At 56.5% G+C, this 11,578-nt stretch carries 9 protein-coding genes; 1 reads left to right on the plus strand and 8 read right to left on the minus strand.

The genetic code is table 11. The features are described 5' to 3' along the window. The 3 genes from O3648_RS07345 to O3648_RS07355 form a co-directional block, all read right to left on the minus strand. Positions 1–716 (minus strand): Na+/H+ antiporter NhaA (locus O3648_RS07345; RefSeq protein ID WP_371569336.1); only part of this gene is annotated, 716 nt, incomplete at its 3' end. 232 nt (positions 717–948) lie between these two features. After that, the gene (locus tag O3648_RS07350) at positions 949–1,473 is read right to left on the minus strand and encodes a ferritin (protein ID WP_279755202.1); all 525 of its coding nucleotides are present in this window, start codon (positions 1,471–1,473) and stop codon (positions 949–951) included. A gap of 523 nt (positions 1,474–1,996) precedes the next feature. After that, complete coding sequence (locus O3648_RS07355; protein WP_279755201.1) at positions 1,997–2,548, minus strand: MarR family transcriptional regulator; 552 nt, start codon at positions 2,546–2,548, stop codon at positions 1,997–1,999. Between the two features lie 1,471 nt (positions 2,549–4,019). Here O3648_RS07355 and O3648_RS07360 point away from each other — a divergent pair. Beyond that, complete coding sequence (locus O3648_RS07360) at positions 4,020–4,643, plus strand: superoxide dismutase (protein WP_279789639.1); 624 nt, start codon at positions 4,020–4,022, stop codon at positions 4,641–4,643. Between the two features lie 136 nt (positions 4,644–4,779). Here the strand turns inward: O3648_RS07360 and O3648_RS07365 are convergent, their stop codons facing one another. The 5 genes from O3648_RS07365 to O3648_RS07385 all read right to left on the minus strand — a co-directional run bounded on the left by O3648_RS07365 (position 4,780) and on the right by O3648_RS07385 (position 11,486). After that, positions 4,780–6,585 carry an ATP-binding cassette domain-containing protein gene (locus O3648_RS07365; protein ID WP_371569339.1) on the minus strand — a complete coding sequence of 602 codons (1,806 nt, stop codon included), beginning with the start codon at positions 6,583–6,585 and terminating at the stop codon, positions 4,780–4,782. Between the two features lie 471 nt (positions 6,586–7,056). Then, entirely contained in the window at positions 7,057–8,844 is a 1,788-nt protein-coding gene (locus tag O3648_RS07370; RefSeq protein WP_371569370.1) for an ATP-binding cassette domain-containing protein, read from the minus strand. 531 nt (positions 8,845–9,375) lie between these two features. Next, entirely contained in the window at positions 9,376–10,188 is an 813-nt protein-coding gene (locus O3648_RS07375) for an NUDIX domain-containing protein (protein ID WP_314685122.1), read from the minus strand. 262 nt (positions 10,189–10,450) lie between these two features. Continuing rightward, positions 10,451–10,771: a putative quinol monooxygenase gene (locus O3648_RS07380; RefSeq protein ID WP_049341970.1), complete on the minus strand. Its 321-nt coding sequence runs from the start codon at positions 10,769–10,771 to the stop codon at positions 10,451–10,453. A 136-nt stretch (positions 10,772–10,907) separates the two neighbouring features. Beyond that, positions 10,908–11,486 carry a TetR/AcrR family transcriptional regulator gene (locus O3648_RS07385; protein WP_070629350.1) on the minus strand — a complete coding sequence of 193 codons (579 nt, stop codon included), beginning with the start codon at positions 11,484–11,486 and terminating at the stop codon, positions 10,908–10,910. Positions 11,487–11,578 lie beyond the last annotated feature (92 nt).

Here is an 11,578-nt window from a genome sequence, read left to right on the forward strand (position 1 = left end):
GTGATAATACCCAGGGGCAGAAGCAGCAGCCAGGCAGCCAGTGGCTTTAGGTGCAAGATGGTCTCACCACGGTAGGCAATGAACGCGAAAAGGGCGAGGGGAATCAGTGCGAAGAGCAGGTACTCGCCGTGGAAGTTATTGGTGTAGAAGATTGCGATAATGCAGATTGCAATCAGGTCGTCGACCACAGCCAGGGTCAGCAGGAAGATACGCATCGCCGAGGGTAGGAAGGTGCCCACAGCGGCAAGAACGGACACCGCAAACGCAATATCGGTTGCGGTGGGGATAGCCCAACCGTGCAGAGCGGTGGGGTTACCGAGGTTAAAGGCCGTGTAGATAATTGCGGGCACCACAACGCCACCGAAAGCAGCCGCAATCGGCACAATAGCGGTGGACGGTGACTTGAGGTCACCGGTCACGAATTCTTTCTTCAGCTCCAGACCGGTGAGGAAGAAGAAGACTACGAGCAGACCGTCTGCTGCCCAGGTACCGAGGCTCATCTGCAGGTGGTTGAAGCCGGGGATGACCGGGCCAACAACGGTGTCTCGCAGACCAAAGTAGAAGGTGGATGCGGGGGTGTTGGCAAGTACTACTGCCAGTACCGTCGCAATCAACAGTACGGTACCACCGACGGATTCTGCACGCAGAATATCGGTTACGCGGCGTGAGTTGCTATATGAGCCGCGGCTGAGGGTATCTGGATTGGTGTGAGTCATTCTCTCCTCTTTCTGCCGCGATATTATGCGGCATCTAAGGCTTTTAAGTTTACTCTGCGCTGTATGAGTATTCGAGTAGCTTCTGGCGGCTTTTAGCTCCTGGACGGTGCACCGCGGTGTGCTTTCATAGCGTATATGTATAAACGTTCCGCCCTCGCCGCGTGGTGCGGTGAGGGCGGAACGCTTAGTATTCTGCGTGTTCGACTAGTGCTCTAGTCGCGCGAATGCGAGATTATGCGCCTGCGATGGCGGGTGCTCCGGACTCCTGGCCGTGGTCGTCTGACAGCTCGCGTGCGACGTAGTTTTCGAGGTCGAAGAGGTTGCCGTTGGCGCGCTTTACGACGGTTACAAGGGTTTCCATGGTGGCGACTTCCTCGACCTGCTCCTTGAGGAACCAGAGGATGAACTGTTCGCCCAGTGCGTAGTTCTCAGCGCGTGCTGCGGAGAACAGTGCCTCGATCTGACCGGTGACGACCTTCTCCTGTGCCAGGGACATGTCAACGATTTCCTGAACGTTCTCGAAGTCGTTCTTGACAGCGGGAACAGCGGGGATCTCGACCTTGTGGCCGCGGTCCAGCTTGTACTGAACCATCATGAGTGCGTGCTCGCGCTCTTCGAGGGACTGCTGGTAGAAGAACTTAGCCAGCTGGGGCAGGTCCTCACCGTCGAGCCAGATAGCCATGGACAGGTACTGGTGAGATGCTGCGAACTCGTGACCAATCTGTTCGCTCAGCAGGTCGTAGAAAGACTTAGACATATGGTTTCTCCTTATATGGTGATTGCTTCTGAGTGCCGGATGGCGCGGTGCAACCTGTTGATATTTATCGTACGGGGTGCTCTGTTGCGTGTACAGAGAGAAAAGGCTAATCGGTGGGGTAGATGAGGTACCCCTGACATATTGTCGCCATAACCCTTAGTGTGGGTAACCTGAATACCTCCTTGGGGATGGGTGGTATTGGGCGTGTTTCCTTGAGATTTCGCGGTTTAAAGCCGCATGAGATACCCCAATATCCCGCATGCATACATGGTGCCCCTGTGCCCGGTAGCCGATCATTCGATATTTCAAAGCGGTACGTGATACCGCAAAAATTTTTTAAAATTCTTCGCAGATAGCGGTACCCCAGGCGACTTGAGGCGGTTTTTAGGGGCTGCGCGTGCCATGGTTCTCGCGCTTCCACGGGGCTGTTAAAGAGATAAGGCTCGTTCCCGGTGGGGAATATGCCTTATCTCTGATTTTCTCAACTCTTACCAGGGGCCAATCTTACCCAGAGCGGAGGAGGTTATTCGGTGGGGTAGTCTCCGCGCTTTAGTGCGTCAATCGAGATGATGTTTGAAGGGGTGTTACCGAGGACCGACTCGCCAATTTCTGCAAGGTGCTCAACCTGCTCGGTCGTAAGGTGGTCGAAAATCTGGCGGCGCACTTCATGTACGTGGCTGGGTGCTACCTCCCGCACCTTCTGCTCGCCTGCGGGGAGCAGGTGGCAGATGCTGACACGGCGGTCTTCTGTACTGAGAGAGCGACGGACGTAGCCGCCCTTCTCCAATCGTGCCACGACGCGGGAGAGGCGGGCGGGGAGGGTATTGGTAGTAATTGCCAGCTCGGTCATGGTCAGGGAATGATCCCTAGACTCGGAGAGCATTGCGAGTACCATGTATTCAACAAAGCTAATGCCAGCCTCGGTTTGTAGCTGATTCTCTAGCTTGCGTGTGAGGGTGAAGATGATGGAGCTGATAAAGAGCCAGCCTTCTCGCTCTTGCGGGGAGAGCCACTGGGTGGATTCGCTGTGTGCGGTATTTTCGGACCGCTGCGCAGATGTGGTTGGTGTGGACACGGGATCGTTCCTCTTTTATCGGATATGGGGCTCCCTTATTAGGGGGAGGTGTGGTGTGCTGGCACCCATTGTAGCGAAAGGTATGGCCGGTAACCCTAAATTGGTGCGGTCAAGTAATGGTTGACACTTTAGTGCTAATTTTTTGAAGGGTGCTAGGGTTATCTTTTTTGCACGCGGCGGTTGCAAAAAACCTTAGATACATGAGTGTTCCACGGCATATTTATAAAGATTTCCGGTACAAGTATAGAGGAGAACATACCAAGAAGCCTACTCGCATATTGAGCTAACTTCCGCGGAATATCAAGGGTTTTAGGGGATTGGGTGAAAATTCTGAGGGGTGCAAAGAGCTTGCCAAGTGTGAAAAATAACGAAATGATAACAAAATTTTTAAAAATCTCGGCTTTAGCTTTGCAACCGTAATGAAAACATGTACACTAATTAAATAACGGGGTCGAAGGAAGCCTCCGAGGCGAGACCGGAAGCTCGCTTCGATAGGTTCGACTCTCTATTTATCGGTGATTGTCGTTGGTGTACGAGTAACTCGTATTTCTACCGACGGATGTGCGGTGCGGATGCAGTTCGTGGTTGGGCTGCATGCCGTACCGTATATTTTTAACTCAAATTTCTATCAACTCACTCCTAAGAGCATCCAACGGTCGGATGCTCTTTTTCTTTGCCTTCATATCGGCGCCAGCAAGAGGGCTGCACGAGCCGTGGGAGGGGGTACGAGGAGGTGCAAACACCTGTGCTGTTGCGTATCTATACAGTGTGGCTACGCTGCGTACCTACTGTATTGTTGCCCGTATCGTGCTAAGAATAATATCCACAGGGGTTATCCACAGTGTGGAGAACTTACACCCGTGTGATTTGGCGGAGCAGACCTGAGGCTCGTCGCGGGTGCAATTTAAGAGATCTGCAGAAAAATTCTTGTAATTACAGGCTTTTGAAGCCATTAAAACCGAGGGTAAGTTCTTAAACAGAAGATCTTTTTACCTTTAAATTCGCGGAATGCCAGATTTTCCACACCTGTGGATAACCCTGTGCACTTAATCCACCGTCTCTGGTGTAAAGGGGTATATAAGACCGCTCAGCGTCCCTATCGGCGTCCAAAATTTTGGCTAGTAGAAGGAAAAACGCCCTGAATGAAAGCGAAAATCCTGCAGTTTATCCCCCGCGCATCCCCAAAAAGAGGTGTTATCCACAGTAGTTATCCACAATGTGGAGAACTTACAGCACTGTTATTCATATGAGTGCATACCCTGTTATTTCAAGGCAGAATAGGGTACCGAGCCTAAAAAGCCTGTTAATATACAGAGTTATCCACAGACGTGGGGAAAAGTTTTGGCCTAAAATCCACAGGCTCATGCGGGTTGGTGTGCACATGTGACGCTCCCCAACTCGTGAAAAGTAAAGTAAACGCTACGCTGGTAATCTTTAATACAGGCCAAGCATTCTAATGAAAGGCATCATCATGGCTGAAAAGTACACCCTCCCCGAGCTCCCCTACGACTACGCGGCGCTCGAGCCCCACATCTCTGCAAAGATCATGGAGCTGCACCACGACAAGCACCACGCAGCATACGTTGCAGGCGCTAACGCAGCTCTCGAGCAGCTGGCAGAGGCACGCGAGAACGGTGCATACGGCAACGTCTCCAAGCTCTCCAAGGACCTGGCGTTCAACCTGGGTGGCCACACCAACCACTCCATCTTCTGGAACAACCTGTCCCCCGAGGGTGGCGACAAGCCCACCGGCGAGCTGGCAGCAGCAATCGACGAGTTCTTCGGCTCCTTCGACAAGTTCCGCGAGCACTTCACCAACGTTGCACTGACCATTCAGGGCTCCGGCTGGGCAATCCTCGCATGGGACACCGTTGGTAAGCGCCTCATCATCGAGCAGCTCTACGATCAGCAGGGCAACATCTCCGTCGCACTGATCCCCGTTCTGCAGCTGGACATGTGGGAGCACGCATTCTACCTGGACTACCAGAACGTTAAGGGCGACTACGTCAAGGCATTCTGGAACATTGTGAACTGGGCAGATGTTCAGGCTCGCTTCGAGCGTGCAGTGTCCCAGACCAAGGGCCTGGTCCTCTAATCTAAGTTTTCGTCAGCGCGGTGAAGTAGCCGCGGTGAGATAACTGAAACGGGTGCCCGGCGCCTCCATATTCGGAGGTGCCGGGCACCCGTTCGTTGTATTCAGATGTTGCCCCGCGGGCTTGGGGTCCGGAACCCTAGAGCGCTAGCGTGCGGTCAATGCGGATGCGGCGGCAGAAATCCTCATCATGGCTCACCACGATGAGCGCACCGGTGTAGGCTTCGAGCGCCTGCACCAGCCAATCCACCGAAGAAATATCGAGGTTGTTCGTCGGCTCATCCAGTATGAGCAACTGGGGTACCGAATCAGCTAGAAGAACCTGCGCCACCGCGGCACGAAAACGCTCCCCACCGGAGAGCTCGCCGGTCTTATGGTGCACGCTCTCGCGACGGAAAAGCAGGCGCGCCAGCTGATCGCGCAGATGCTGTTCGCTCACCCCGGGGTTTGCCCGCTGCACGCTCTGCAGGAGGGTCAACTGCGGGTTGAGGCTAATGCGCTGAGGAATATACGCCCCCTCGATGCAATAGTCAACGCGGTAGGCGGGCTCCACGGGGGAGAGGTAGTCCGCCTCGCTGGCGTGGGCAATTGCCTCAATGAGGGTGGTCTTGCCGCTACCGTTTGCGCCGGTGATGCGCAGGTGCTCGGGGCCGCTGAGAATCAGGTGTTCGGGACGCTCCGCCGGGGTTCCCTGCTGGCTCTCACTATCAGCCTCGGCGGGTAAAAAATGCAGATAATCAACCTTTTTAGGTTGTTGAACGGTAAATGTTTCACGTGAAACCTGCTGGGTATCAACCCTGTGTAGCTCCAGTACCTTACGTCCCGCGGGTAGGGGCTGCTGGCTCAGCTCGGCATAAATCTTCTCCTGTGCCCGCACCTGCTCCTGAGCCTTCTGGTATGCCTCCTGAGCCTGCTCCTGCTTGCCGATGCGCAGACCGCGAAGCTTCGCTGCTGCCTGCCGGGAGGCATCCTTCGCCAGATCAAGAATCGTGTCCGGCTGATCGTCCTTCCACACATGGGACATGTTCTTCGAGATAATCTCCTGAGCCTGAACCCACTCACGATGCGCCGAGCACACCCGGTTCTTCGCCTCACTCACTCGACGCTGAGCTGCCTGCTGTTCGGTGTCCAGTGCCTGCCGGTAGGTACTGTAATTACCCTCGAAGAGGCGCAGATGAGCTAGCCCCTGACGATCGGCGTGAAGCTCCGCAATCACATTCACGCGTTCCAGCAGGTCACGGTCGTGGCTAATAATCAGCGCCGGGCAGGGCAGCGCCTCCAGCGCGGTGAAGAGCTGAGCCTTCGCTGCGGAGTCCAGGTTGTTCGTCGGCTCATCGAGCAGAATGAACTCGGGATCGGAAACCATGAGCGAGGCAAGCGCGGCAATGACCGCCTCGCCACCGGAGAAGCTGCGCATGTTGCGGGCAAAGAGCGCGCGAACAGCTTCCGGGTTGTCACGATCAACCAGGGTTGCCGGGGTAAAACCGTAGGTTGCCAAAGTAGCTAGGGTGCGCTCCTCAACGTCCCAACTATCCCCGATAACCTCGTAGAGTTCGGGGGAGTACTCGCCGGATTCCACCGCCTGCAGCGCCCGCAGAATCTCGGAGATTCCGCAGAGCTCGGCGAGGGTCTGTTCCCGATCCAGACCCAAATCTTGAGGTAGATACGCCATGCGCTCCGGTGCCGCCAAAGAACCGGAATCCGGGGTCAAATCACCCAAAATCAACCTCATAAGGGTTGTTTTTCCGCAACCATTGTCACCGATGAGCCCGGTCAGAGGTGCCGAAAACACCGCTGAAAGGTCAGCAAAAAGCGGAGGCTGGCTCGGGTGCGCAAAGTGTAGGCGGGTGATGCTAACGTGTGCCGCCGCATGGGCGTGTGAACGGGCATTGCGGGAAGAAACGGAACGGGGAAAGGTCGCCTGCGGCTGAAGTAGGTGTGTCATGCGAGCTCCTTGAATTATAGACGCGAGTCATGGATGCTCGGGTGCTCTCAAACTCCGACGGTGGTGCGTTGCAGCAGTGTGCCGGCGGTTTGGGGGTGCCTATGCTGAGCGCGTGGCGGTAAGAGGATCGCCCCAAAAAGGGGGGGCGAAAAAACCCGAGCGTAACGGTGGATGTACCTGTGCCCGGGTGCGTGCGCGCTGATTGGAACACGTAGGAAACGTGTCAGTAGAGCTGCTGCGTGAGCGCGCGAAAAATTCTGTGAGGTCCGGGCTTATGCTCGGTGGGTCATTTCTTTGATGCCTCCTAGATTCCGAATACCGCCCCGGTCGCGCCTTGGGTGGCTTCGGTCAAACGATACGTTCAGCTCCGTAACTACCCCCACGATGGGGCAGTGTCGGAAGAGAGCTGAGGACTCCAGCATAGGAACTGAGTGGGCGCTGAGTCAAACACCTTCCCATGTAGGAGAAGATTCAGCGTGCTGATTCCCCGAATGGTTCCTTCCCGAGAGTTTTTGTTGAAAGGTTGAGTGTGCGGTCAATGCGGATGCGGCGGCAGAAATCCTCATCGTGGCTCACCACGATGATCGCGCCGGTGTATGCTTCGAGTGCCTGCACCAGCCAATCCACCGAGGAAATATCGAGGTTATTCGTCGGCTCATCCAATATGAGTAGCTGCGGCACCGGGTTGGCCAGAAGCACCTGCGCCACCGCGGCACGGAAGCGCTCACCTCCGGATAAATCCCCAATGCGCTGATGTACGCTTTCGCGACGGAAGAGCAGGCGCGCCAGCTGGTCACGCAGATGCTGTTCGCTCGCACCGGGATTCGCCCTCTGTACGGTTTCAAGGAGGGTGAGCTCCGGGTCGAGGATGATGCGCTGCGGTAGGTATGCGGTGTTGTCCAGGCGGTAGAGCACTTGGTATGCAGGCGGCACTGGGGAACGGTAATCAGGGTCATTCGCGTGCGCTATCGCATTGAGAAGCACAGTCTTGCCACTGCCGTTTGCGCCCGTGATGTGCAGGTGTTCGGGTCCGGTCAGGATAAGAACCTCGGGAAAATCTTGGATTTGAAGCAGATAATCAACTTTATAAGGTTGTATTTCACGTGAAACGGTGTTTTGGGTGTGTGCATTCTTAAGGTCGGCGCTCTGCGGTGTAGATGCGCAAGAGTCGTTCTTCACCCGATGTAATTCCAGTACTTTCCGCCCCAGTGGGAGCGCATCCTGAACAAGTTCCAGATAGATACGCTCCTGCATGCGCAGGTTCTCTTGGGCTTCTCCAACTGCCGCCCGCGCATCCGCCACCATGCTTTCGTGGGCTGTGTGAAGTTTCCCGGCAGAGCGCTCTGAACTGTTCTTATCCAGGCCCATAGCCATGCCAGGTTTCCGCTTTGACCGTTCAAATTCGCGGCCTCGGCGGGCGTTGCGATCGAGCTTAATCTGGTTCTCGGCACGCTCACGCACAGCCTTACGCGCCTCATTCTTCGCCTCACTCACGCGACGCTGAGCCGCCTGCTGCTCGGTGTCCAGCGCCTGCCGGTAGGTGCTGTAGTTACCCTCAAAGAGGCGCAGATGAGCTAGCCCCTGACGGTCAGCATGAAGCTCGGCAATTACGTTCACGCGCTCCAGTAGGTCGCGGTCGTGGCTGATAATGAGCGCCGGGCAGGGCAGCGCCTCCAGTGTCGTGAAGAGCTGGGCTTTCGCCGCGGAGTCCAGGTTGTTCGTCGGTTCGTCGAGTAGAATGAACTCGGGGTTTGAGTATAGAAGCGCGGTGAGTGCGGCTGTGACCGTCTGGCCACCTGAAAAGGTGCTAAGGGGACGCATCAGAAGGTTGCGACGGGCCTGTGTATCGGTCGTAGTGAGGGCAGGACCAAAACCCTGTTCGGCAAGGGCTGCGAGGGTACGTTCTTCAATATCCCAGGCGTCGCCTATGGTGTCGTAAAGGCAGGGGGAATAGTCGCCCGATTCCAGCGCATCAAGCGCCTGCAGTATTTTTGTAATTCCAAAAATATCAGCAAGATGCTGATGCCCACTCAACCCTAAATCTTGCGGTAGGTACGCTATGCGCGGTGGGGTGCTGATTGTGCCTTGACTAGGGTTTATGTCGCCAAGAATAAGTCTGAAGAGGGTGGTTTTTCCGGCGCCGTTATCGCCGATAAGCCCGGTGAGTGGCGCAGAAAATACCGCGGAAAGGTCCGCAAAAAGCGGAGGCTGGCTCGGGTGTGCGTACGAAATATGGTCGAGTGTAATGTGACGTGACATGGGCCGAGTTCCTTCGAGTAGGTGCTCGGATTCCTGCCAACGCACATGAAGGCGTGAAGGCATGAAAAAACCCGAGCGTAACGGTGGATGTACCTGTGCCCGGGTGCGTGCGCGCTAATAAAGAAACACAGAAAAATGGAAGTGTGCAGGGGAATATGCCTGCACAAATAGCCGCGTGAGCGCGCAGCCGCGTGAGCGCGCGAAAAATTCTGTGAGGTCCGGGCTTATGCTCGGTAGGTCATTTCTTTGATGCCTCCTAGATTCCGAAGGGCACCCCGGTCGCGCCTTGGGTGGCTTCGGTCAAACGATACGTTCAGCTCCGCCAACTACCCCCCACGGTGGGGTAACACGGATAGAGAGCTGAGGACTCCAGCATAGGAACTGGCTGGGCGCTGAGTCAAACACCCTCCCGCAAAACCGCCTGACAAATGCCGATATCCCCTAGACAACGCAAAAGGAAGGGAGACACCAATCGGCGCCGCCCCTCCTTTTAGGCATTAAATCTGCGCGCGTACAACGCGCGAAACGCTATTACGCCTCGTGGCGCTCGCGGTACATACCCAGCGGGCCCGCATCCGCGTACGCCTGAGCGTCGTTGTAACGGTACAGGCGCGGCGGGCGGTGACGGGTACCCTCCACGCGGCGGCCGGTGTCAATAATCGACTTCGACGCCGCAATCTGGCGGCGGAAGTTCGCCGGATCCAAGGTGCGACCCAGAATCGCCTCGTACACCTCACGCAGTTGCGCTAGGGTGAACTCCTCACCCAAGAAAGAGTGCGCAATACGCGAGTACTCGACCTTGTTCTGCAGGCGGTAGAGCGCGTACTCAATGATTTCGTTGTGGTCGAAGGCGAGCTCGGGCAGCTCATCCACCGGGAACCAGCGGATGTTCTCGTGCACGCGAGTGTTCGCAACCTCGGTGGCGGGAATCGACGCCCAGTACACCACGGAAACCACGCGCTCGTGATCAGCGCCGGGTACCGGGTCGGGCTCGCCCACAACGCGGGCGGCACGTGCCTCAGGGGTGCGCAGAACGTCACCGAATGCGTAGAGCTGCTCCAGGTAGCCGGGCTGCAGGTTGGTTGCACGCTTCAGGGTCGAAGCCGCTGCCTCTTCGAGGGAGAGGTTCGGGTTGAGCGGACCGCCGGGTAGCGCCCACTGGCCCTTATAGGGCTCGCGGAGGCGGCGAACCAGCGGCAGCCACAGGGTCGGGTGGGTTTCGTTTTCCTTGGGACGCAGGGCCAGAATAACGGTCGAGACGGCAAGGGATACAGAGGTGTGGTCCACGTCGTGGTGCTCTTCAACGGCAACTGCGCCGGGAAGAGGCTGGGATGCGATGCTCATTCAGGCCTCCTGTGTGAATGGGTATCGATAGGTGTGCATACTCTACCCATTTTAAGGGGTTAATAGGGTAAAAATGCACGCAAGGTGCCTGCCGACCTGAAAACGTGCATCATCCGCGTCGCGTCAAGGGGAAAAAGTTCAGATACCTGACACGCCAAAGCGCCCCTCCGCACTGCTCAAAAGGCAGAGAAGAGAGGCGCTCCAGCGTCTACTTATGCAACGTTTAACTATGTAATTTTAGGGTGCATGTCGGGGGTGCAGACTAGTCGATCTGTAGCTCGCCCATAGCGTCCCAGCCGTCGCCGTCAACCAGGCGAGAAACAATCTTCGGGGTTGCAGTCAGCAGCGGACGCATGTCCTTCATAGCCTGCTGGAAGTGGTCAGAGTTCACGTGCGGGCCAGCTGCGTCGTCGTTGAAAGCCTCGAGCAGAACGAACTCGTTCGGGTCCTCAACACTGCGGGACCACTCGAAGAACTTATTGCCTTCCTCGGCGCGGGTTGCCTCGGTGAAAGCGCGGGTCTTCTCAATCCACTGGTCAGCGTATTCGGGCTTGACGGGGAACTTTACAGCAATGAAAATCATCGGAACTCCTTGGTTGAAGAGTAGATACGTACCCTTCCAGTTTAAGCCCCGGGTGCTCGCCGGCGCTGAAGAATAGGGTTTGAGGTAGCGGTTTTAGCTTGTGGCTTTAACCGCTGTATCGGGTGGCTTTTGTGGTTTAACGAGCCGCCGCCTTGAGTACCTGCAGGGCGCGTTCGAGTGCCGCACGGTCTGCCGCGATGGCTGCAGCCCTCTGCGGGCTGGCGGAGTCGCCTCCGAATGCCGCGTTGTAGTACATGCCATCACCCAGAAGCAGCACGGTGCGGGCAATCTGTTCATCACCCAGCTCAGCGAGAACGAGCGCATGCCAGCCATCCTGTACGCGACTCATGGTCTGCTGGGCGAGCTCATTATTGTTCTGCGCCAGGCGGCTGAGGGCAATGAGGGCACGGTCGAACGGGGTGTTATCCGGCGTGGAGGAATTGATGTAGTAGGCGCTTGCCCCCTCGGGTGCCTGCTCCATTGCCGCGAAGTCCTCTTCAGCCAGGGTGAGGGTGCGTTCTGCGAGCGCTTCAAGGAGCGCCTTCTTGGATGAGAAATGGTAGAGTAGCCCGCCCTTGGAAACCTTGGCGGCGGTGGCGACGGCGTCGAGGGTTGCGGCGCGTTCTCCCGAGCGAATCAGCAGGTCGACGTAGGTGTCGAGGATGTGTTCGCGGGAGATGTTGGCGCGCTGTTTGCGGTGGTTGGGGGTGGTCATGGGTACCAGTCTAACCGCTTGAAACTATACCGTCCAGTTGGTATAGTTAATCTTCGTTTATGGCCCCGTCCGGACCCCTAAAACCTCACTAA

Origin of the sequence: Rothia sp. 27098_8_161, from assembly GCF_041432905.1 — a bacterium.
In the GTDB taxonomy this organism is placed as follows: Bacteria; Actinomycetota; Actinomycetes; order Actinomycetales; family Micrococcaceae; genus Rothia.